Below are 22,893 nucleotides of genomic sequence, written 5' to 3'. Positions count from 1 at the left end.
CCCCATGGACGCAACCTCGTTTCGGAGCGCCCCCGCGCGCTACCGCCAGACTCGACGGCGTCGGCTGTCCCTGTCAACGCCTAAGGCCGCCGTGGGCGCGCAGGGTCTCCGACGGCGACTCGCCAAACATCGTCCGATAGGCGCCGGCGAAACGGCCCAGCTCCCAGAAGCCGTGGTCCAGGGCCACCTGGGTCACGGTGGTCGGGCGGTTGGCCGCGTCCAGCAACCGGGCCCGGGCCGCCGACATGTTCTTCAGCCGCAGATAGGCCTTGGGGCTGACGTCGAGCAGGTCGTGGAAGGCGCGATAGAGCGTGCGGCGCGAGATGTTCAGGGCCCGGCAGACGTCTTCGATCTGAACCGCCTGGCGCGTGTCGCCGCCCTCGATGAAGTCCTCGGCGCCGCGGACGATGCGGGCGGCGTTGAGCACGCCTTGGCGGCGCGCGGCCGGCTCCCTGGCCTCGGCCACGGCGCTCAGCACGCCGTCCAGAAGGTCCTGGCGCAGAATGTCGATGGCGCTGGCCGGCACGCCGTCGCCCATGGTCCGCATGAGGGTCGCGCAGTCCCGCAGCACGCGTCGGCAGGCGGCGCGGGCCGGCGGCGGCGGCGAATAGACGGCGGCCTCGGTCCAGAAGCCCGGATCGGCCAGCCATTCGAACGCCTCGGCCCTCTGCATGACCAGCCCCCACGGCGCGGTGACGACGGCATAGGCGGTCCGCCCCTGGAAACGGCCGTCCAGCTCGCCGCCCGGCGGAATGGTCAGGATATCGCCCTCATCGACCTTGTGGCCCCACTGATTGAGCGCGCCGTCCCGCTCCAGGACCGAGACAATGCTGAAAGCCTTGCCCGCCAGGGTCCCACGCACCCGCAGATCGCCGTCGAAACCGCCGGCGTCGAAACCCATGTCGTCCAGGTTGACCCTCAGCAGATGACCCGGGCAGGCCCCGGGGGACAGCTGGGTGATGGCCAGATCGCGTCCAGAGGCATGGGCCCAGGCCTCGTGCGGCCCCTGGGTCTCGCGCAGGATCACCTGGCCCCGCGCGACCGATGGGGCCGGCGCGCCGAACGAGCGCGCCTCATCCAGGGCGTCGAACATTGGACGGACCGACGGACCTTCGACGTCGGCGGGCGGCTTTTCCCAGTCGCCCGCACGCCGCGACCGCGGCTCGGCGCTCACCAAGCCCGCGGCGCCTATGGGACTCTTCCCGTGAAAAACCATCTCATCGCCGGCCGGCTGGCCGAGTCTCCTACTGACATCGCGCCCATTGTCGCGCCTGATTCGCCCCCAAAAGATGCCACATCCATTTTCGAAAGTAAGTAAGGTGAAGTCAGAATAAAGCATCAATTGATAAAAATGTTTAAAGTGGACAACAGCCAAGCTAATTGTGGCCGAACTTAGATATAGTTAATGACTCATTATCCATAAATACACAAAAGACTTTGCCGAGATATTCAATCTGGCACTTGCCGCATAGCGCCGAAGTGGACTTTCAGGAAACGATAATGCCGGATTGGGGGTCATGGAGGACTTTATGGTTCGACGAAACTGGAAGGGGCTGGCGGTCTTCGGGAAGCGCGATCTGTTGGGCGCGGCGCGCACCCCGCAGGCGGAGGACCAATGGGCCCAGGCCTTGCGCGACATGAAGGCGGCCTGTGACGGCGAGCGGCGCCAGCGGCGACAGATCGCCGAGAGCGGCGCGCGGCAGCTGACTCGCGCTCAAGCCGTGCTGCGCGAGGCCGAGGATCGCCAACGCGACGCCGAGGCGGCGCTGCGCCGGGCCCGGCGGATGGCCGCCGTCGGCTGGATGGCCGCCGAGGCTTGCCGCGACATGACCGCCCTGCACGCGGTCGCCGCCAAGGCCCTGACCTCGTCCCGCGAACGCCTGCACGGCGACCATCGCACGGTCAGCGAGATCGACTGGGCCCTGGGCGGCCTCAGCCAGGCCGAGCAGATGCTGGACCGGGTGACGGCCTATCTCGACGCTCGCCGCGAAACGACCCAGGACGCGCACATCGACGGGCTGCTGAGCGGGATCTAGGCGCCGGCTTCGCCCCGAAGGGCGCATCGCTCCCGTCGCGCCGCTCAATGGTTCCGGCTCGCCGCGACGGCCGGGGCGATATCCGAACTCGACAGAAGCCGAGACCTTGGCGTTTAAGAAGCCTCCGGCGCCGCGCATCGGCGCCCCAGGGACAGCATCTGCGCATGAGCGTCGTCGCGGCCTACATCTATCGAGACGGCGTCCGGGCCCGCGAGGTGACGCTGGACGACCCCGACGCCCTGGTCACCGAGCCCGGCGAGTTCGTGTGGATCGGCCTGTTCGAACCCACCGCCGCCGAGATGGACCAGCTTCGGATCCGTTTCAAGCTGCACCCCCTGGCGGTCGAGGACGCGCTGAACGCGCACCAGATCCCCAAGGTCGAGGTCTATGGCCAGGAACTGTTCGTGGTCGCCCGCACGGCCCAGCTGGTCGATGAGCAGATCGCCTATGGCGAGACGGCGATCTTCGTCGGGGCCGGCCACGTGATCACCGTCCGCCACGGCTCGGCTCGAGCCCATACCGAACTTCGCGAGCAGCTGGAGTCCTCGCCCGCCCTGCTGGCCAAGGGCTCGGACTATGTGCTGCACGCCGTGCTCGACTTCGTGGTCGATGGCTACCTGCCGATCATCCGGGCGCTGGAGGACGAGGTGCTCGACATCGAGCATCGCACGCTCAACACCTTCCTCAGCCACGGCGAGGTCAAGCGATTGTTCCACCTGCGCCGCGACCTGATCCGCTTCAAGCGCGTGCTTTCGCCCATGGCCGAGGTCTGCGGTCGGCTGGAGCATCTGGAAGCGCCCTGCCTGGACAACGACGTGCGCCCCTATTTCCGCGACGTGCTCGACCACGTGCAGCGCATCGAGGCCATGGTCGGCGCCCTTCGCGAGGTCATCACCTCGGTGTTCGAAGCCGCCTCCCTGCTCGAACAGCAGCGCCAGAGCGCGATTACCCGCAAGCTGGCCGCCTGGGCCGCCATCCTGGCGGTGCCGACGGCGATCGCCGGCATTTACGGCATGAACTTCGAGCACATGCCGGAGTTGCGGTGGACGCTGGGCTATCCCGCGGTGCTCGTGACGATCGCGGCGGTCTGCGGGTATCTGTACGTGCGGTTCAAGAAGAACGGGTGGCTGTAGCCCCCTCCCCCTCGATCCCCAAAAAGTTGTCATCCCGGCCGTAGCGTAGCGAAGAGCCGGGACCCAGGGTCACCACGTTGCGCCGGCCCTGGGTCCCGGACAGCGCTACGCGCTTCCGGGATGACAACTTTTGAAGTGAACTAAGAACGGCTAGCTCGCCCAGGCCCGCGCCGGATGCAGGAAGCGTCCGGCCTCGGCGCCGTCGCGCAGGAAGACCCGCACCTCGGCGCTGCGCCCCGAGGCGGCCAGGCGGCTGGCGAGATCGCGGGCGGCGGCCTCGGCGCGGCCGCCGCGTTCGAAGGTGAGATCGGCCTCAAGGGCCTCGGAACGCACCGACCAGCCTTGCTCGGCGGGAGCGACGGAAATCAACAGAGCCATGGGGAGCTCCTTACGCAGAACGACTTGGGGCGCCCCTCATCCTGGGGGCGTGAACGAGCGAGTCTTCGGGCGGCTGGACCGGGCCCCGAGATCGAGGTCAGGCCGGCATTCGCCCCACGAGGCGGCAGCATCGACACATCTTATAGGCTCGCATTTTCACAACTTGACGACATCCGTATGACTCGAACGCAACTGATGCGAGCCAGAACTCCTCAAGCCGTTTTCAGTTTCTCGGGACGTCGGATGATCTGGCGGCGAGGCCAGAAAAACTGCCTCGACTTAATTCCTATCTGTTTGATAGGTTTTTGAAGGCGGCGCTTTTCCCTCCCCTTTAGCGCCGCCGGCGCGCGCCGTGCGGATCCATCGGGGGATGGATGATCCGCGCGGCGCGTCTACCCGTTCAGATGCGCCTTGATCAGCGCCCGCCCAGCCCGCGCCACGGCGCGCACCGGTCCCAGCGGCCCCAGGGTGACCCGGGCCGTGTAGGAGCCCTCCATCAGCAGCATCAAGCCGTCGGCCAGGTCATCGTCCACCGCGCCGGCCCGCTTGCACAAATCGACCAGCCGCGCGTGGAGCTGCTGCTTGTAGGCCACCGACACCTTCTGGGCCGGGTGATCCACCTCGTGCAGCTCGATCGCGGCGTTGGACAGCGGACAGCCGTGGACGTCGGCGTTGCAGGCCTTGGTCTCGAAGGCGTCGAAGATCGCTTCCAACTGGACCCGCGGGTCGCCGCAGGTGCAGCCGGTGACCTCGTCCCACCAGATCCAATAGTCGCGTTCCTGCTCGCGCAGCACCTCGGCGACCAGTTCGTCCTTCGACGGGAAGTTGCGGTAGAGGGTCATCTTGGTGGCGTCGGCCTCGTGGGCGATCGCCTCCACGCCCACCGCGCGGATGCCGTGCTGATAGAACAGCTCGCGGGCCGTTTCGAAGATCCGGTCGCGGGCCGGACGTTTGGACAACGGGGCGCAAACGGGCGCCTCCATTTCGTCCATCTTGCCCCCGCCAGAATTTCTCTCAGCCATTTTTACAGCGCCTTACCTTGACGTGAGAGTTACCGGTCAGTATCTCTCACCGCGTAGATGATACCGAACGGTATCGTATCATCCGTCTACATCGTCACAGATGGACGCCACGTCAAGCAACAGCAACTGCGACATTTCATCCTTAACCCAGAACGGAGCGCGAGCCATGCCCCCGAGCGCGAGCCAAGACCCCGCCCGTCCCGCCGCCAGCCCCGCCAAGGTCGTGTGGCTGACCACCGCGAAAGCCTGGATCGACCAGGCCGCCGAACCCCGTCGTCGCCGTTCGACCCGCTCGATGAAGCGCCCTGTCCTCGAGTGACCCTCTGACCGTCCCTGCTCCTCCCCCTCCCCAACGCCCGATTTCAGGTCCCCCCATGCGCAAGCATCCCGCCCTCGCCTCTTCCGCCGTCAAATCCTTCGCCATGCTCGCCGCCGCCGCCGTGCTGGCCGCCTGCAGCGCCCAGGCCAAGCAGGAGGTCGCCCCGCCGCCCGCCCAGGTCACCATCACCGACGTGGCCTTCAAGAACCTGCGCCAGTGGGACGACTTCACCGGCCGCCTCGAAGCCGTCGACACCGTCGACATCCGCCCCCGGGTCGGCGGTTACATCGACGGCGCGCGCTTCGAGGAAGGCGCCCGGGTCCACAAGGGCCAGGTGCTGTTCCAGATCGACCCGCGCCCCTACCAGGCCGAAGCCAACCGCGCGTTGGCCGAGGTGGACCGCGCCAAGGCCCAGCTGAACCTGGCCGTCGTCAACCGCGAGCGCGGCCGCCGGCTGATCGAGCAGAACGCCCTGGCCCAGAGCGAGTTCGACCGGCTTTCCGCTGAAGAAAAGGCCGCCCAGGCCAATCTCGGCGCCGCCAACGCCGCCTACCAGACCGCCCGCCTGAACCTGGAATGGACCCGCGTGGTCTCGCCGATCGACGGCCGGGTCTCCAAGGCGGTGATCACTCGCGGCAATCTGGTGACCCCGGCCGACCTGCTGACCACCGTGGTCTCCGACACCCCGATCTACGCCACCTTCAACGCCGACGAGCAGACCTTCCTGAAGTACGCCTCGGCCGAGCGCGGCAAGTCGAGCCCGGTCTATCTGGGCCTGATGACCGAGGACGGCTATCCGCACGTCGGCCACCTGAAGTTCATCGACAACGCCATGGACGCCAAGAGCGGCACCATCAATGGCCGGGCGATCTTCGACAACCAGGACGGCCGCTTTACCCCGGGCCTGTTCGCCCGCATCCGCCTGGTCAGCGACCAGTCGCGGACGGTGGCCCTGGCCCCCGACCGCGCCGTGGCCACCGACCTGGGCAAGCGCTTCGTGGTGGTGGTCGGCGCCAACAACAAGGCCGAATACCGTCCGGTCGAGATCGGCCCGCTGGCCGGCAACCTGCGCATCATCCGCACCGGCCTCAAGCCCGGCGACCGGGTGATCGTCGGCGGCCTGCAGAAGGTCAAGCCGGGCGACACCGTCAATCCGGTGGTCATCAAGACCGATGTATCGGCCGACTTCAGCCAGTTCGAGGCCGCGCCCCAGCGCGTCGCGATGATCAACAGCGTCGGCCAGAACTAACCTTTTAATCCGCTCATCCCGGCGAATGCCGGGACCCAGATCCCAAAGCGACGGGGTGGGTTGGAACAGCTCGGCGCTCTTGGCGTCAGCCACACCGCCCTTCCATCTGGGTCCCGGCATTCGCCGGGATGAGCGGAGCGAGAGTTGCCTTCGAAAGCTGGCCGCAGGCCAGCCGACGCCCCCTCCTTGCCTCCTCCCCGGACGCCGCCCATGAATTTCTCAAAGTTCTTCGTGAACAAGCCGCGCTTCGCGGCTGTGCTCTCGATCATCATCTTCATCGCCGGGATGGTGGCTCTGCCGCGCCTGCCGATCTCGGAATATCCCGAAGTGGTGCCCCCCACCGTGGTGGTGCGCGCCGCCTATCCCGGCGCCAACCCCGCCGTCATCGGCCAGACCGTCGCCGCCCCGCTGGAGCAGGCGATCAACGGCGTCGAGGGCATGATCTACCAGTCGTCGCAGTCGGCTTCCGACGGGGCGATGATCCTGACCGTCACCTTCGCCCTCGGGACCGATCTCGACAAGGCCCAGGTGCAGGTCCAGAACCGCGTCGCCCAGGCCCTGCCGAAACTGCCCCAGGAGGTGCAGCGCATCGGCGTGACCACCGACAAGGCCTCGCCCGACCTGACCCTGGTCGTGCACATGATCTCGCCCAACAACCGCTACGACATGCTGTACCTCAGCAACTACGCGCAGCTGAACGTCCGCGACCGCCTCAAGCGCGTCGACGGCGTGGGCGACGTGCAGATCTTCGGGGCCGGCGCCTATTCCATGCGGATCTGGCTGGACCCTGAAAAACTGGCGGCGCTGAGCATGACCGCCGGCGACGTGGTCAAGGCCCTGCGCGAACAGAACGTCCAGGTGGCCGCCGGCCAGCTGGGCGCGCCCCCCACCCCGGGCGGCGCCGAGTTCCAGCTGTCGGTCAACGCCCCCGGCCGCCTGACCGACGAGGAGCAGTTCCGCGACGTCATCATCCGCTCGGGCGCCAACGGCGAGATCACCCACCTGGGCGACGTGGCCCGCGTGGAGATGGGCGCCAACAACTACGCCCTGCGGTCCTTGCTCGACAACAAGTCGGCGGTGGCCCTGCCGATCTTCCAGCGCCCAGGCTCCAACGCCCTGGCCATGGCCGCCGACATCAAGAAGACGATGAAGGAGCTCAAGAAGGAGTTCCCCGAGGGCGTCGACTACGAAATCGTCTACGACACCACCGCCTTCGTTCAGGAATCCATCGACTCGGTCATCCACACCCTGATCGAGGCGATCATCCTGGTCGTCATCGTGGTGGTGATCTTCCTGCAGGGCTGGCGCGCCTCGATCATTCCGCTGATCGCCGTGCCCGTCTCGCTGATCGGCACCTTCGCGGTGCTGCTGATGCTGGGCTTCGGCCTCAACGCCCTGACGCTGTTCGGACTGGTGCTGGCCATCGGCATCGTCGTCGACGACGCCATCGTCGTGGTCGAGAACGTCGAGCGCAACATCACCGACGGGCTCGAACCGGCGGAGGCCACCCGCAAGGCGATGAGCGAGGTCACGGGGCCGATCATCTCCACCGCCCTGGTGCTGTGCGCGGTGTTCATTCCCACCGCCTTCATCAGCGGCCTGTCGGGCCAGTTCTACCGCCAGTTCGCCCTGACCATCGCCATTTCGACGGTGATCTCGGCCTTCAACTCCCTGACCCTGTCGCCGGCCCTGGCCGCCGTGCTCCTCAAGAGCCACGACGCCCCCAAGGACCGCTTCCAGAAGATGATCGACGCCGCCCTGGGCTGGTTGTTCAACCCGTTCAACCGCTTCTTCGCCAAGGCCTCGAACGGCTATGTGCGCGGCGTCGGCAAGACCCTGGGCAAGACGACGGCGGGCCTGGTGGTCTACGGCCTGCTGCTGCTGCTGACGATCGGCGCCTTCGCCAAGACCCCGGGCGGCTTCGTGCCACAGCAGGACAAGGCCTATGTGGTCGCCGTCGTGCAACTGCCCGATGCCGCTTCGCTGGACCGCACCGAGGCCGTCATCCGCCAGATGGGCGACATCGCCATGAAGGTGCCGGGCATCAAGCACTCGATCGCCTTCCCCGGCCTGTCGGCCAACGGCTTCATCAACAGCCCCAACTCCGGCGCGGTGTTCTATTCGCTGGACGAGTTCAAGGACCGCAAGGGCCACGACCTGTCGGCCAACGCCATCGTCGGCCAGCTGAACGCCAAGTTCGGCGCCATCCCCGACGCCCAGATCGCGGTGTTCCCGCCGCCTTCGGTGCAGGGCCTGGGCACGATCGGCGGCTTCCGCATGCAGATCGTCGACAAGGCGGGCCTGGGTCCGGACGAGCTGAACCGGCAGACCCAGAACCTGATCGACAAGGCGCGCAAGGATCCGGCCCTGGTCGGGGTGTTCTCGACCTACCAGGTCAGCGTGCCGAAGATCGAGGCCAACATCGACCGCGAAAAGGCCCGCGCCTCGGGCGTGTCGCTGACCGACCTCTTCGAGACCCTGCAGGTCTATCTGGGCTCGCTGTACGTCAACGACTTCAACCGCTTTGGCCGCACCTACGAGGTCAACGTCCAGGCCGACCAGAAATTCCGCCTGCAACCGGAACAGATGCTGCGCCTGCAGACCCGCAACGGCGACGGCCAGATGATCCCTCTGGGCGCCTTCGTCAGCTTCAAGGAAGCCACCGGCCCCGACCGCGAGAGCCACTATAACGGCGTGCTCACGGCCGAGATCAACGGCGGCCCGGCCCCCGGCTACTCGACGGGCCAGGCCCAGAAGGCGCTGGAGGACCTGGCCAAGAAGGAGCTGCCCAACGGCATGGGCTACGAGTGGACCGAGCTGACCTACCAGCAGATCCTGGCGGGCAACACGGCGATCTACATCTTCCCGCTCTGCGTGCTGCTGGCCTTCCTGGTGCTGGTCGCCCAGTACGAAAGCTGGACCCTGCCGCTGGTGGTCATCCTGATCGTGCCGATGACCCTGCTGTCGGCCCTGGCCGGCGTGCTGCTGACCCATGGCGACAACAACATCTTCACCCAGATCGGGCTGATCGTGCTGGTGGGGCTGGCGTGTAAGAACGCCATCCTGATCGTCGAGTTCGCCAAGGAGCGGGAGGAGCATGGCGACACGCCGCTGCACGCGGTGCTGGAAGCCTGCCGCCTGCGCCTGCGGCCGATCCTGATGACCTCGATCGCCTTCATCATGGGCGTGTGGCCGCTGGTCGTCTCCCACGGGGCGGGCGCGGAGATGCGCCGGGCCATGGGCGTGGCGGTGTTCTCCGGCATGCTGGGGGTGACGGTCTTCGGCCTGATCCTGACCCCGATCTTCTACTTCGTCATCCGCCGCACCACCGCCCGCAAGGCGGCGCTGAAGGCGGCTTCCAAATCGACGACCGACGCCGTGGAGGCGCACTGATGTCTCAAGCTCTTACTCTCTCTCCCGCTCCTCAACGTCGTCATCCCCCGCTTTATGCGGGGGACCCAAGCCGAGCCGGCCACAGCTTCGTCTTGCAGCGCCGCTTGGATCCCCCGAACAAGTCGGGGGACGACGCGAAAGGGAAACGCGGCGGCATGAAACTCGCCGCCCAACTGTCGCTGTTCGCCAGCATGATCCTGCTGTCGGCCTGCGCCGTGGGCCCCGACTACAAGACCCCGGTCACCGCGCCGGTGGTCCTGCAGAACGCCCCGGCCGAGTCGTTCTCGACCGCCAATCCGGAAGCGGACTGGTGGAAGGCGTTCAACGATCCGGTGCTCAATGGTTTGGTGACCCAGGCCCTGGCCGGCAATTTCGACATCAAGGTCGCCGTCGCCCGGGTGGACGAGGCCCGCGCCCTGTTCAAGGACGCCCGCCTCGACCAGCTGCCGCGGGTGACCGCCGGCGGCGGCTACCAGAAGAGCGACCAGCAGCAGCCGGGCTCCGGCGGCCAGCGCGTCGAGAGCGAGACCTATACGGGCGGCTTCGACGCCGGCTGGGAGATCGACCTGTTCGGCCGCGTCCGCCGGGGCGTGGAGTCGGCGCGGGCCGAGGCCGGCGCCGCCCGGGCCGACCTGCGCGACGCCCAGGTGACCATCGCCGCCGAGGTGGCGCGGAACTATCTGGAGCTGCGCGGCGCCCAGGCCCGGCTGGCCGTGGCCAACCGCAACCTGGAGACCCAGCGCGAGACCCTGCGCCTGACCAAGGTGCGCTACGACGCCGGGGCGGGTAACCCCATCGACGTCGCCAGCGCCCAGGCCCGCCTCAACGCCACCGAGGCCGTGATCCCGGCCCTGATCACCGCCGAGAAGCGCGCCAATTACCGGCTGTGCGTGCTGGTCGGCCAGCGTCCGGGAACCCTGGACGCCACCCTGGTGGTGCAGAACGCCGAAGTCACGCCGCTGATCGCCGCCCTGCCGATCGGCGACGCCGCCGACCTGCTGCGCCGGCGTCCCGACGTCCAGGCGGCCGAGCGCCGGCTGGCGGCCCAGACCGCCAAGGTCGGGGTGGCCACGGCCGACCTGTTCCCACGGGTCCGGGTAACGGGCTTCATCGGCTTCCTGTCGGGCAGCGCCTCGGGCTTCGGCAACAGCGCCAGCCAGGCCTGGTCGGTGGCCCCCTCGGTCTCTTGGCCGGCCCTCGACCTGGGCGGCGCCCACCAGCGGCTGAAGGCGGCGCAGGCCCGCAACGACGCCAGCCTGGCGGTCTACGACCAGACCGTGCTGGCGGCGCTCGAGGACCTGGAGAACGCCCTGGTCGGCTACCGCCAGCAACAGGCCCAGCTGGTCAGCCTGACCAGCCAGGCCGCCGCCTCGCGCCGCGCGGCCGAGCTGGCGCGGATCCAGTACAAGGAAGGCGGCATCGACTTCCTGGTGCTGCTCGACGCCGAACGGACGCTTCTCGCCGCCGAAGACTCGCTCACGGTCGCGGAGACGGGCGTGAACACCAACGTCGTGGCGATCTACAAGGCGCTGGGCGGGGGGTGGAGCAGCTGAGGCCGCCCATAAATCGTCGTCATCCCCCGACTTGTTCGGGGGACCCAAGCCGAGCTGGCCGTCTGCCGTTCTGCACCTCAGCTTGGGTCCCCCGCATGAAGCGGGGGATGACGACCGTCTGTGCGGGTCGTTCCGCCAAAAAGTTATCCACAGGGCGCCGCTCCATCCCCGCTCCCGCCGAAACAAACCCCATCCCAATCAAGCCCTTACACAAAAACGCACGTTTCCGGTCCTCCCTCTCCAGGACAGCCGCACACTAGCGGCATGACCCAGACCGACATCCCCACCTGGTGCCTGAACTTCCAGCTCGCGCTGATGGCCGCCCTCGACGCCGCCTGGAAGTCCATCGAGGCCAGCACCGACCCCGCCGTCCTCCGCCAGGCCCGCGACAAGGCCAAGGCCATCGGCGATCTGGCCGCCATGGCCCGCAAGGTGGCCCTGATCACGCCCCGCGACCGCGCCAAGCCCGCCGGCCCCACCCTGACCGACGTCGCCGCCGCCGGCCTGGCCGCCACCCAGGGCGTGGCCAATGTGAGCGCGATGCTGATGGACTCACTCGGCCCGGCCGCCCCCGTGGCCGCCCAGGCCGAACCCGCCCGCCGCGCGCTGGACAAGCTCAAGGGCGGCCGGCGCGGAAGGTTGTGATAGGCCTTCGACGCCGGGCTCACGCCGCCCGATAGATCTGCGCCACCGCGCCTCCCGGAAAGGCCTTCGAGCTCGTCAGCTCGAGACGCAGCGGCGCGGCGAGTTCGGAGAACAGCGGCAGACCCTCGCCCAGCGCCACGGGGGCCACGATCAGGGCGAACTGGTCGACCAGTCCCTGGGCGACGAGCGCGCGGGCGAAGCTGACGCCGCCGTGGGCGATGATCGGCTTGCCCTCCTGGGCTTTCAGCTTGGCGATTTCCTCCGCCAGCTCACCGCTGGCCACATGGGCCTCCGCCCAACTCCCGGCGCCGGGTTGCAGCGCCGCCATCGTGTCGACGTTGCTCAGGATCGCCGGCCCCTGTCGCGAGAAGACGGCCTTGGGGATCTGGTTCATCGGCGCCGCGAACGGGTCGGTGGAGGTCTGCCAGTAGGGGGCCATGGCGGAGAAGCTGCGGCTGCCCATGATGTGCAGGCTGGCGTTCCAGATAAACTCCACGCCCCAGGCCTTCGCCTCCTGATCGGCGCCGAACATCCATGTGTTCCGGCCATCCAGGTCACTCACGAAGCCGTCGACCGATATGGCCATCTTCAAGATCAGGTCTCTCACGGCGTCCTCCTCATGGCGGTCCTGACCCAAGGACGGTCCAGGTCGACAACATCCGACAGCCGGCGATCATTTTTGGCCACGGGCCCTCCGTCTCTTCTCCTCACCCGCATCGCGGGGGAGGTGGCGCGATGCGAATACGCATCGTGACGGAGGGGGCGTCGGCCATCACCGGAAACGCCCCATCCGGGGCGGATGGGTGTTCAACGAGCCGACGGTCCGAACGGCCGCGATGGGTGGGTTTCGGACGGATCGCCTTTCCCTCCCGAACGGCCCTGCACCGGACCCCCACCCGACCCGCTACGCGGGCCACCCTCCCCGCAGGGGGGAGGGACGAGAGGGTTTCGGATTTCGAAAGCTGACCGTTCGAACGTCCGCTCAGGGTCGAAACCACCCATCCGCCCAGCCTCCCAAACCACACCTCCAAACCTCACCCCCTCGGCAACCTCACCTCGAACACCGCCCCCGCCTCGCCCTCCACCAGCCCGATCCGCCCCTGGCTGGCCGCCAGCAGCGACCGCGCGATCGACAGCCCCAGCCCGGTGCCGCCGGCCTCGCGGCGGCTGGTGAAGAACGGCTCGAACAGGCGGTCGCGGTCGGCCGGCGGAACCCCCGGGCCGTCGTCGCTGACCCGCAGCACCACCGCCTCGCCCACCGCCTCCGCCCGGATCGTCACCGTCCGCGCCCCGGCCTGGCGGCTGTTCTCCACCAGCGTGGTCAGCACCGTCTCCACCGTCGCCTCGGGGGCGGCCACCAGCGGCAGGTCGGCGGCAAGGTCGAGGACGACGGCGATGTCGCGCCCTTGGGCGTCGGCCACCCGCCGGGCCGGCGAGCCGACGTCGCACGCCACCCCGGCCTGCGGCATGGCCATGTCGGCCCGGGCCATGTCCATCAACCGCCCGACCAGCTGCGACAGCCGGGCGCTGTCGGCCGAGATGTTACCCAGGAACCTGTGGCGCTCCTCCGGGCTCATGGTGTCGAAATGGTCGTCCAGCAGCTCGACCGCCCCGGTGATGCCGGCCAGCGGGGTCTTGAACTCGTGGCTGACGGCGGCGGCGAAGTCGCGCAGGTAGCGCGAGCGCACGGCGATGGCGTCGGCCATCACCCGGAAGTCCTGGTAGAGGTCGCGGATCTCGATGGCGGCGGTGGCCGGGGTTTCCGGCACCTCGCCCTGCCCGGTCGCCACCCCGCGCGACGCCGCGCTCAGCGCCTCGATCGGCCGGGTCACGCCGCGCGACACCAGGCCCGACAGCAGCACCAGCAGCAGGATCGTCGCCGCCCCGCCGGCCAGCAGCTTGCCCCGGTCCTGGTAGACCCCCCGGAACAGCGCCCGCGGCGAGCGCGACAGCAGCAGCGCCCCGACCACCTGGCCGTTGACCCGCACCGGCCGAGCGTGGTGCAGGCGCAGGGACGAGGCTCGGCTAAGCCACTCGAACGAATAGCGCGGATGATAGGCCCCGTTGCGGCGCATCACGGTGCGTGAATGGCCCGCCAGCGCCGCCTGGATCTCCGGCAGGGCCGAGAGCCCGCCGCCCTGGCCCAGGCCGCGCACCACCACGCCGTGGCGGTCGACGATCAGGATCGAGGCCAGGGTGCTGCGGCTGGTCTGGTCGAGGATCGGCTCCAGGAGGTCGGCGGCGGCCACGGCCTGGGGGTCGGCGGGCGGAGCGGGCGCGGCGTCCGGACGCTCGGGCAGCACCGGCGTGGTGCGCAGGTCGATGCTGGTGCTCTCGGGGCGGTAATAGCCGGGGTCGTCGCGGGCGTCGGGGTCGGCGGGCGTGGAGTCGCGCACGGCGCCCGGCCACAGCGCCCCGGCCGCCGCCGCCAGGGCCGCGCCCTGCGAGGTCAGCTCGGCCTCGGTCTGGCGCACCAGGGTGTTCTCGTAGGTGCGCAGGAACACCGCCCCGATGGCCGGCATGGCGGCGGCGAACAGCAGCACGGTCAGCAGGATGACCCGCAGCCGCAGCGGCGGCCACCAGGTCCGCACCCAGCCGCGTAACTGCTCGCTCACGCCTGCGCGCCGACGCAGGCCCCCAGGCGGTAACCGATCCCGGCCCGGGTCTCGATGACGTCGTGGCCGCCGACCCCGGCGAACTTGCCCCGCAGGTTGCGCACGTGGCTGTCGATGGTGCGGTCGGTGACCGCGAAGCCCGGACCGCGCAGGCGGTCGATGATGGCGTCGCGGCTGAACACCTTGGTCGGGGTCGTCGCCAGGGTCCGCAGGATGGTGAACTCGGTGACCGTCAGCGACACCTCGGCCCCCGACCACCGGGCGCTCCAGGCCTCGGGGTCGAGGCTCAGCCGGCCCCGGCTGATCGTGCCGTCGAGCCCGGTCACCTCGCCCGCCTTGGCGCCTGTGCGCCGCAGGATGGCCTGGACGCGGGCCACCACCTCGCGCGGGCTGAACGGCTTGACCACATAGTCGTCGGCCCCCAGCTCGATGCCCAGCACCCGGTCGATCTCGTCGTCGCGCGAGGACAGGAACAGGATCGGCAGGTCGCCCTGGGCCCGCAGCCGGCGGCAGACCTCCAGCCCGTCCAGGCGCGGCATGTTGATGTCCAGCACCACCAGGTCGGGCGCACGCTCGGCCACCGCCGCCAGGGCCGCCTCGCCGTCGGCCGCCTCGCGGGTCTCCAGCCCGGCCTTGGCCAGGGCGAAGACCAGGAGCTGGCGGATGTGGGGGTCGTCGTCGACGATCAGGATCGTGCGCTGCATGCGGCCCATGTTCAGTGCTCCGCGCCCTGGGTCAACGGGGATGGGGTCAACGGGGATGGGGTCAACGGGGGAGAGGTGGCGAGCCCGACAGGCTCGGGCGCCGGCGGTTCCGGCATGGTGGCGCCTTCGGACATGTGCAGCGGCGCGCCGTCGCACTCGCGGCCGTCCGGGGCCCAGGCGCTGACGGCCGCCGGCCGCCCGGCCTGAAGCGCGTCGACCCGGGCCAGCCGCCGCGCCCCGCGCCAGCTCCAGCCGCGCCAGGCCGCCTGCCGGTCCCGCAGGGCTTGAACCGCCTCCTCGCGCACGGCGGCGACGCGGTCGTCCAGCCCCTCGGGCAACGGACCGCGCTCCAGCCGCACCAGCGAAACCGCCGCCGACGCGCCCAGCCGGTTGAGGTAGCAGACGTCCAACCTCGGTCCCTGGCCGCCGACCTCGCGGGCATGGCGGACGTTCCAGGCCGCCGCCACCGCGCCCAGGTCGACCACGCAAGCGCCGACCAGCACGATCAGGGCCGCGGCGGCGTTGGTATTGATCAGCCAGGCCCCGCTCTTGCCGCGCAGCATCCGCCAGCAGACCAGCACCAGGCCCAGGGCGACCAGCCCCATCCAGACCAGGGCGGCGATCCGCAGGCGGGTCAGGGAATAGGCCTGCACATAGTCCAGGGTGCGCAGGATGCTGGAGGCCACCAGGAACAGGTTCTGCGCCACCCACGCCACCACCAGGACCCGGACCGACGGAACCTTGGCGGTCGGCGAGCTGGGGGCCAGGAACACCAGCACGAACAGCCCGGCCAGCAGCGCCGTGGCGATCAGGGGATAGGCGCCGCGATGGGCGTATTCGGCCAGGGTCAGGCCGGCCGGCGGCCCGGCCCCGCCCCACAGGATGACGGCGTCCAGGCCGTTCTGCAGGGCGAACAGGGCGTTGAAGACGATCAGCGACAGCACCACCGAGGCCACGGGCACGCCGGCGAGCACGACGCCGCGCCTGGCCTTGCCGACCGGCAGAATGCGGCGGCGGCGCGGCCGCAGCACCCCCCAGACCAGGACCAGCACCGTCAGCCAGAACATCACCCGCCAGCCGAAGTCCGAACCAAGCGCGGGCAGGCGCAGGGCCGCCAGGGCGTTGGCGATCACCGGATTGGCCGCGGCGAACAGCGCCAGGAACACCGCCCCGCCCAGCACCGGCAGGGCCAGCAGCGGCACGACCTGGTTCCAGCGTCCGCGCGGTCCGGTCCGGCCGGCGCGGCGGGCCCGGCGCAGGTCGAGCCACGGGCCGACCAGGCCGACCGCCGCCTGGGCCAGCAGGCGCTGCGACCACCGCCAGGCGTCGTCGAAACCCTGGGCGCGCGGCGCCAGCACCGCCAGGCTGAGCAGGGCCCAGAACAGCAGCGAGGCCAGCAGGCTGGGCGCCTCGACCTGGACCAGCGCCAGGACGGCGGCGGCGGCCAGGGCGAAAAGGGCCTTGGGATCGCGACGGGCGGCGGGATGCAGCAGGGTCGCCGCCAGGGTCAGCAGCAGGGCGAAGACCCCGACCGTCGCGCCGAACGGGTGGCCGTAGAACAGCAGGTCGGCGGCCACGACCAGGGCCACGGCGGCGCTCGCCTTGATCGCGAAGGACAGGTCGCGGGGACGGCGGAAAGGGGGCATGGCGGGCTCCGGATCGGGAGACCCTGGAATGCCCGCCGGGCGTCGAGACCAACCCGCCGCTCCGGCGCCCGTCAGGCCGGTTTCATGTGCAGGTTTCGTGCAGGGCTCGGGATCCTGGCCTTGGAGCCCACCCCGCTGTTGTCATCCCGGCCGTAGCGCAGCGAAGAGCCGGGACCCAGGGCCACCGCATCGCGCCGGCCCCTGGGTCCCGGACAGCCTCTGCGAGGCTTCCGGGATGACAACCGAATTTAGGACAGCGATAGCAAAGGGGACGTCCCGTGCAGGCCTCAGGCGCTCCTCGCCGCCTCGGTCCATTTGGAGAACGGGCTGTCGGGCTCGTCGGCGAGGCTGGGCTGCAGCGAGCGCAGGTCGCTGGGCCGGATGTTGAAGGCCTTGCGGAAGCTGCGGCTGAAATGGGCCTCGCTGCTGAAGCCGCATTGGAAGGCGATCTCGCTGATCCGCCGGGCCCGCTTGGGGTCCAGCAGGGCGGCGCGGGCCAGGTGCAGGCGGCGCTCCCAGATGTAGCCGGTGACCCCGCCCAGCGGCTCGAACAATCGGTAGAGGGTGGAGCGCGACACGCCCAGCGCCTCGCTGATCTTGGCCGGGTTGAGACTGGGCTCCAGCAGGTTGTGCTCGACATAGCCGCGCGCCCGCAACAGCACGGGCGACTCGCGCACGCCGAAATCGGCCCGTCCGGCCTCCATGGCCAGGCAGGCGCCCAGCAGCTCGATGGTGGCGCGGGTGATGCCCGGCAGGGTCTCGGGGATCAGTTGCGGAAACCAGCGGGTCACCGAGGTCAGGTGCTCGATCAACAGGCCGGCGCGGTTGCCGTCCAGCACCATGCCGTGCAGTTCGATGTCCGGAACCACCGCCCTGACCTGGGCGCGCGGCAGAAAGGTGGTGAGCACCTTCACGGCCGTGCTTCGCAGCTGCATCGGCCGCGACAGGTCGCAGATCCCGACCTCGCCGGGTCCGGCCGCGAAGGGCACGCCGTCGAAATCGCCGGTGTGCGACCCGGCGATGTTGAACTGGACGATGTAGGCGTCATGGCCGTCGGCGGCGATCATCTCCGGCGTCCGGAACATGGCCTGGCCGCCGGTTTCGGTCACGTAGAAGGCGTGGGGGCCCAGGCGCAGGGACGTGATGTCGGCCGAAAAGCCCGGCTCGGGATCGCACGCGTCCAGCGCCGTCAGGACTTCGCGGCGATAAAGGTCGTGCCGCTCGTCCGGCGGAACGTGCCGTGTGCTGAAATTCGTTCGCGCCAAGGACTGGCGTGAACCTCCTCGCGGCGTCTCGGTTTCACTCATGTGGCCTCCCCCAAGGCACGATCATGCATTTACCAGCCTCGCCCAATGCGGGCGTTCGTCGCAGGGCGCGAGAGGATGGTTTTTCTTTGAGACGCCCGATCAAGAAAATGGAACCCGGATGTAACGGTTATGACGCTCAAAGCCTTACAGGTGTCGGCCTTGCTGAGTGAACACCGGTCTTCGACCGCGAACGCCCAGGGGAAACCCACGCCCCGACGTGACGGCCGCACACGCCATCAGCTCGGAGAACGGCGCAGCCGCGCAAGCCAGCGACTGGCGGCGCGTCCAGCGTCGCCCAAACCCCGCGGGGGGACAAACTGAAGGCGGGCCTTGGGGGAGGCCCGCCTTTTTTATTGTCCTGATTTCATCCGCTCACGACGCATCCGAAGCGCCTAGTGCTCGCGACCCGTGCGCCAGAAGGTCTGGGTCAGAGGCTCGAGCAGGTAGGCCAGGGCCGAGCGCTTGCGCAGCGGGATCAGCACCTCGACCGGCAACCCGGCCTGCAGGCCCGACTGGACGCCTCGAAGCTGGCGGATCTTGTCCAGTTCCGACGGCGGGGCGGCGACCTCGGCGCGGAAATACTGCGCCCCGGTCTTCTCGTCGGTGAAGCTGTCGGCCGACAGTTCGGTCAGGGTGCCGTTCAGCAGCGGCAGGTCGCGCTCGTGCAGCGAGGTGAAGCGGATCTGGGTCTTCTGGCCGGGTCGCAGGTCGTCGGCGTCGTTGGGCGAGACCTTGGCCTGGATCACCAGCCGGCGGTCCTGCGGCACGATCTCCATCAGGGTCTGGCCCGGCGAGACCACGCCGCCCACCGTGAAGACGTTGAGGCCCACCACCTTGCCGCCCTCCGGGGCGCGGACGGTGGCGCGGGCCAGTTGCTCGCGGGCGGCCAGCACCTTGGGCTGCAGGTCGTCGAGGCGCACCTGGACGTCGCGAAGCTGGCCGGCGACCTCCTCCATGCGCTCGCGCTCCAGCGACAGGGTCTGCAGCCGGGTCTCGCCGACCGCCTCGTTGGAGCGGGCTATCTGGGCGCGATAGGCGCCGTCCTCGCCGGTCAGGGACGCGGCGCTGCGCTGCAGGGCCAGGACCCGGGTCTTGGGCGCATAGCCCTTGGAAGCCAGTTCCTGGACCCCGGCCAGTTCCTCCTCGATCAGCCGCTGCTGCTGGCGGTTGGCGTCCAGCTGGCGCTCGGCCCCGCTGGTCTGCTGGCCCAGTTGCAGGACGCGCTGGTTGAGCACGCCGCGCTGGGTGTCGAGGGCGTTGCGACGGGCCTGGAACTGCAAGCGCTGCAGCCGCAGGGCGTCGGCGGCCAGAGGCTGGTCCTCGGGCAGCAGGCTGGCGAATTCCGGCGGGGCCGAGAAGCCGCCCTGCCGGTCGCGCTCGGCGATCAGCCGGGCGCGCTGGGCCAACAGGGTCAGCATCTCGCCGGTCATGCCGCGCTCGCTGGCCCGCAGCTCGGAGGCCGAAAGCTCCAGCAGGACCTGGCCCTTGACGACGGCCTGGCCTTCCTTGACCCGGATGCCGGTGACCACGCCGCCTTCGCGGTTCTGGACGGCCTGGCGGTTGCCCGCCACCGCGATCACCCCGTGGGCGTAGGCCCCGGCGTCGAGCGGCGCGAACGCCGCCCAGCCGAGGAAGCCGACGAAGAACACGCCGGCCACCACGCCGCCGATGCGGATCATCCGGACGGGGTCGTCGGACAGGCGCGGCGGGACCGCCATCGGGTTGGCCGCTGAGGTCGGGGGAATGGCGGTCATGGCTTGGCGGCCTGCAGGGCGACGGCGGTGGAAGTGGAGGTGGGGTTGGGGTTACCGTTGGGACGGGGCGGGTTCTTCGCGGCGGCCGCCATCTGGGCGACGACCTCGGCGCGGGGGCCGATCCGCTCGACCTGGCCTTCGCGCAGCACCAGCAGGCGGTCGGCGATGTTGAGGATGCCCGTGCGGTGGGCGACGATCATCACCGCCGCACTGCGGGACTTGGCCGCCAGGATCGCCTGGTTCAGGGCCAGTTCGCCGTCCGCGTCGAGAGCCGAGTTGGGCTCGTCGAGGACCAGCAGCGACGGGGCGCCGTACAGCGCCCGGGCCAGGGCCACGCGCTGGGCCTGCCCCGCCGAAAGGCCTCGCCCGCCCGCCCCCAGCACGGTGTCGTAGCCGCTGGGCAGGCGCAGGATCAGTTCGTGGACGCCGGCCGCCTGGGCGGCGACCACGACGGCGGCGTCGATCGCCGCGACGCCGTTCCCCGCTCCCTCGCCCGCCCAGACCGCGAAGCGCGAGATGTTGTCCTTGATCGAGCCGGCGATCAGCGCCGAGTCCTGCGGCACATAGCCGATGTGGCGGCCCAGGCGGTCGCCGTCCCAGTCGGTCAGGTTGGCGCCGTCCAGGCGCACCGTGCCGGCGTCGGGCGTGATCGCGCCGGCCGCCAGCCGCGCCAGGGTGGTCTTGCCCGCGCCGCTGGGGCCGATGACCCCGAGCACCTCGCCCGGGGACAGGCGCAGGGACACCCCGCGCAGCAATACCGGCCCCTCGCCCGGCGCGCGCACCGACACCTGCTCCAGGGCCAGGGCCCCGGTGGGAACCGGCAGCTGGGTGCCGGAGACTTCCAGGCCCTTGTTCGGGAACAGCTTGATCAGGTTGTTGAGCGCGCCGCGCGCCTGGCCGACCACCGTCCAGGCGCCGACCACCTGTTCGATCGGCTGCAGGGCGCGGCTGAGCAGCACCGAGGCGGCGATGATCGCCCCGGCCGAGATCTGCTTCTCGACCGCCAGCCAGGCGCCCAGGCCCAGGGCCGCCGACTGCAGGAACATCCGCGTGAACCGGGTGGCCGCCGCATAGCCGCCGCCGGTGAACTGGGCCTTGGCCGACAGGTCCAGACCCGTGCGGCGATCGGCCAGCTGCCGCTCGCGCAGGGCGCCGCGCATGCCCAGGGCGCGCACGACCTCGGCGTTGGCCGCGGCCGCCTCCTGCGAGGCGTAGGCCTGGGCCTGGGCGATGAAGGCTTCCCGGTTGCGCGACCGCGTGGCGCGTTCGTTGAGGATCGCCAGGGTCACCAGCACCACGCCGCCGGCGACGGTCAGCACGCCCAGGGCCGGGTGGATCATGAACGCCACCAGCACGTAGATCGGCGTCCAGGGAATGTCGAAAGCGGCCGTGGCCACCGGCCCGGACAGCGCCTGGCGGATGATGTCGAACTCGCGCATGCCCTGCGACGACGACCCCGGCGCCATGGCGCTCATCAGCTTCTGGAGGATGCCGCCGGCCAGCAGCCGGTCGAGGCGCAGGCCCGCCAGGGTCAGCAGCCGCGAGCGCACCGACTCCAGCGCCGTCTGGGTGCCCAGGGCGAAGGCCACGATCAGGGTCAGGTACAGCAGGGTCAGGCGGCCTTCGGTCGGCACCACCCGGTCATAGACCTGCATCATGTAGATGGTCGGGGCCAGCAGCAGCACGTTGATCATCGCGCTGAACGCCGCGACGGCCATGAAGTGCGGCTTGCAGGCGCGCAAGGCGGCGGCCAGCGGCGGCGGCAACGGAGCGTCCAGGAACTTCACGCGTCTCTCCCCCAGAGCGCCCGCAATCTCCCCTCGGCATATTGGCCGAACGTCCGCATCACGCCCTCGGACGGTACCTAACGTTGAGGCCGCCAACTATGCAAGAACCACGTCACGTCCAGGCGTCCGCCTCGGGACTCTATTCCACGAAGGCCGGAGCCACGACCCTCCGCCCCAGCAGGAAGGCGTCGGCCACGTGGCGCAGCGGCGTGACGTCGACATCCGACTCGCCCCGCGCGATCAGTTCGGCGAACCGGGCGTAAAGCCCCGGATACTCGGCCTCGGGCTGCTCGTGGACCAAGGCGCCGTCGATCCACAACCGGGAGCCGCCGTGCGACAGGCGCAAGAGCCCGCCGTCGGTGTCGACCTCGATGTCCCAGCTCTGCGGACCGGTCTGCAGGAAGTCGAACGTCGCGGAGATCGCCACCCCCGCCGTGTCGACGAAGGCCAGGTCGGCGGCGATCGGCGACTGCCGGTTCTCCGGCACGTGCAGGGTGGCGCTGGTCAGGAAGAACGGACGCGGCAGCACGGCCGTGGCGATCGACAGGGCGTTGATTCCGGGGTCGAACACCCCCAGGCCGCCCGGCTCCCAGATCCAGTCCTGCCCCGGATGCCAGACGCGGACGTCCTCCTTCCAGAGGATGCGGGCGGCCGTGATGGTCTTGCCGGCCAGCCAGTCGCGGGCTGGCGCCACGGCGGGGGCGTGGCGCGAGTGCCAGGTGGTCTGCAGGGTGACGCCGTGGGCCTGGGCGACCTGGCGCAGGTCCTCGACCTCGCTCAGGGTCGCGCCGGGCGGCTTTTCCAGCATCACGTGCTTGCCGGCCTCCAGGGCCCGGCGCGCCAGGCCGTGGCGCACCTGGGGCGGGGTGCACAGGGCGACGGCGTCGAAGGCCAGGCCGCTGGCCAGCAGGTCGTCCAGGCTATGGAAGTTCGGCAGCCCCGGCTGCTCGGCGTGGCGGCTGACCACGGCGACCAGGTCGAAGCGCGGATCGGCGGCCATGGCCGGCAGGTGCTGGTCGCGAGCGATCTTGCCCAGGCCGATCAGGGCCACGCGGATGGGTGTGGCGGCGGTCATGGGGCCTCGCGACTCTGGGAAATGCTATTTGTAGGATAAATGCTTGGCCACGGCCTGGATGTCAAACGCCATTGGATTCCCTCTCTCTWAGAGAGAGGGAGGGGCCCGCCGCGAAGCGGTGGGAGGGTGAGAGGTTACAGTCTTTCAGAACAAGACGGGCGTTGGGGACCGACAGGTCGCCACTGCGGAGACGTCTAGCCCGTCGATCAACTCATCGGGCCAATCGGCGAAAACGAATGGGGATTTTCTGGCAAGGGTGAAACCTCTCACCCTCCCA

At 69.7% G+C, this 22,893-nt stretch carries 18 protein-coding genes and 1 pseudogene; 8 read left to right on the top strand and 11 right to left on the bottom strand.

The window, feature by feature from the left end; genetic code table 11:
• Positions 1–73: 73 nt before the first annotated feature.
• Positions 74–1,174, bottom strand: a complete 1,101-nt coding sequence (locus tag ASD79_RS04355; protein WP_235524316.1) for a helix-turn-helix domain-containing protein — start codon at positions 1,172–1,174, stop codon at positions 74–76.
• 355 nt (positions 1,175–1,529) lie between these two features.
• Here ASD79_RS04355 and ASD79_RS04350 point away from each other — a divergent pair, with 355 nt between their 5' ends.
• Entirely contained in the window at positions 1,530–2,036 is a 507-nt protein-coding gene (locus ASD79_RS04350) for a hypothetical protein (RefSeq protein ID WP_056719775.1), read from the top strand.
• A 164-nt stretch (positions 2,037–2,200) separates the two neighbouring features.
• Entirely contained in the window at positions 2,201–3,169 is a 969-nt protein-coding gene (locus tag ASD79_RS04345) for a magnesium and cobalt transport protein CorA (RefSeq protein WP_056719774.1), read from the top strand.
• 150 nt (positions 3,170–3,319) lie between these two features.
• On the opposite strand, the gene ASD79_RS04340 is transcribed toward ASD79_RS04345, so the two are convergent.
• A complete protein-coding gene (locus ASD79_RS04340) occupies positions 3,320–3,547 on the bottom strand; it encodes a hypothetical protein (RefSeq protein WP_007668062.1) in 228 nt (75 codons plus the stop codon).
• A 392-nt stretch (positions 3,548–3,939) separates the two neighbouring features.
• Complete coding sequence (locus ASD79_RS04335; RefSeq protein ID WP_056719773.1) at positions 3,940–4,569, bottom strand: TetR/AcrR family transcriptional regulator; 630 nt, start codon at positions 4,567–4,569, stop codon at positions 3,940–3,942.
• Positions 4,570–4,735: 166 nt separating this feature from the next.
• On the opposite strand from ASD79_RS04335, the gene ASD79_RS23695 reads away from it, so the two are divergent.
• The 5 genes from ASD79_RS23695 (at position 4,736) to ASD79_RS04315 (ending at position 11,728) form a co-directional block, all read left to right on the top strand.
• Entirely contained in the window at positions 4,736–4,888 is a 153-nt protein-coding gene (locus ASD79_RS23695; protein WP_156400353.1) for a hypothetical protein, read from the top strand.
• 55 nt (positions 4,889–4,943) lie between these two features.
• A complete protein-coding gene (locus ASD79_RS04330) occupies positions 4,944–6,137 on the top strand; it encodes an efflux RND transporter periplasmic adaptor subunit (protein WP_056719772.1) in 1,194 nt (397 codons plus the stop codon).
• Between the two features lie 210 nt (positions 6,138–6,347).
• Positions 6,348–9,530 (top strand): efflux RND transporter permease subunit, encoded by a 3,183-nt coding sequence (locus ASD79_RS04325; RefSeq protein WP_056719771.1) that lies wholly within the window; start codon positions 6,348–6,350, stop codon positions 9,528–9,530.
• A gap of 155 nt (positions 9,531–9,685) precedes the next feature.
• Positions 9,686–11,083 (top strand): efflux transporter outer membrane subunit, encoded by a 1,398-nt coding sequence (locus ASD79_RS04320; protein WP_056719770.1) that lies wholly within the window; start codon positions 9,686–9,688, stop codon positions 11,081–11,083.
• Between the two features lie 264 nt (positions 11,084–11,347).
• Positions 11,348–11,728 (top strand): hypothetical protein, encoded by a 381-nt coding sequence (locus ASD79_RS04315; protein WP_056719769.1) that lies wholly within the window; start codon positions 11,348–11,350, stop codon positions 11,726–11,728.
• 19 nt (positions 11,729–11,747) lie between these two features.
• Here ASD79_RS04315 and ASD79_RS04310 read toward each other — a convergent pair whose 3' ends face one another.
• The 4 genes from ASD79_RS04310 to ASD79_RS04295 form a co-directional block, all read right to left on the bottom strand.
• Positions 11,748–12,335 carry a dihydrofolate reductase family protein gene (locus ASD79_RS04310; protein WP_056719899.1) on the bottom strand — a complete coding sequence of 196 codons (588 nt, stop codon included), beginning with the start codon at positions 12,333–12,335 and terminating at the stop codon, positions 11,748–11,750.
• Positions 12,336–12,762: 427 nt separating this feature from the next.
• A complete protein-coding gene (locus tag ASD79_RS04305) occupies positions 12,763–14,343 on the bottom strand; it encodes a HAMP domain-containing sensor histidine kinase (RefSeq protein WP_056719768.1) in 1,581 nt (526 codons plus the stop codon).
• Positions 14,340–15,056, bottom strand: coding sequence for a response regulator transcription factor (locus ASD79_RS04300; RefSeq protein ID WP_082584792.1), 717 nt, complete (start codon positions 15,054–15,056; stop codon positions 14,340–14,342). Before ASD79_RS04300 ends, ASD79_RS04305 begins: the two co-directional genes overlap by 4 nt.
• 2 nt (positions 15,057–15,058) lie before the next feature.
• Complete coding sequence (locus ASD79_RS04295) at positions 15,059–16,693, bottom strand: DUF4173 domain-containing protein (RefSeq protein ID WP_082584791.1); 1,635 nt, start codon at positions 16,691–16,693, stop codon at positions 15,059–15,061.
• Between the two features lie 139 nt (positions 16,694–16,832).
• Between ASD79_RS04295 and ASD79_RS24880 the strand changes: the two are divergent.
• Positions 16,833–16,945: pseudogene (locus tag ASD79_RS24880) on the top strand (hypothetical protein); the annotation flags it as partial.
• Between the two features lie 35 nt (positions 16,946–16,980).
• Here ASD79_RS24880 and ASD79_RS04290 read toward each other — a convergent pair.
• The 4 genes from ASD79_RS04290 to ASD79_RS04275 all read right to left on the bottom strand — a co-directional run bounded on the left by ASD79_RS04290 (position 16,981) and on the right by ASD79_RS04275 (position 22,616).
• A complete protein-coding gene (locus tag ASD79_RS04290) occupies positions 16,981–17,958 on the bottom strand; it encodes a helix-turn-helix domain-containing protein (protein WP_235524315.1) in 978 nt (325 codons plus the stop codon).
• A gap of 434 nt (positions 17,959–18,392) precedes the next feature.
• On the bottom strand, positions 18,393–19,754 hold the full coding sequence (locus ASD79_RS04285; protein ID WP_056719766.1) for an HlyD family type I secretion periplasmic adaptor subunit: 1,362 nt from the start codon (positions 19,752–19,754) through the stop codon (positions 18,393–18,395).
• On the bottom strand, positions 19,751–21,541 hold the full coding sequence (locus ASD79_RS04280) for a type I secretion system permease/ATPase (RefSeq protein ID WP_056719765.1): 1,791 nt from the start codon (positions 21,539–21,541) through the stop codon (positions 19,751–19,753). Before ASD79_RS04280 ends, ASD79_RS04285 begins: the two co-directional genes overlap by 4 nt.
• 139 nt (positions 21,542–21,680) lie before the next feature.
• The gene (locus ASD79_RS04275) at positions 21,681–22,616 is read right to left on the bottom strand and encodes a Gfo/Idh/MocA family protein (protein WP_056719764.1); all 936 of its coding nucleotides are present in this window, start codon (positions 22,614–22,616) and stop codon (positions 21,681–21,683) included.
• Positions 22,617–22,893 lie beyond the last annotated feature (277 nt).

This window comes from Caulobacter sp. Root655 (genome assembly GCF_001427665.1).
In the GTDB taxonomy this organism is placed as follows: domain Bacteria; phylum Pseudomonadota; class Alphaproteobacteria; order Caulobacterales; family Caulobacteraceae; genus Caulobacter.
Note: the sequence above shows the minus strand (reverse complement) of the source record. Positions and strands in the feature narration are given on the sequence as shown.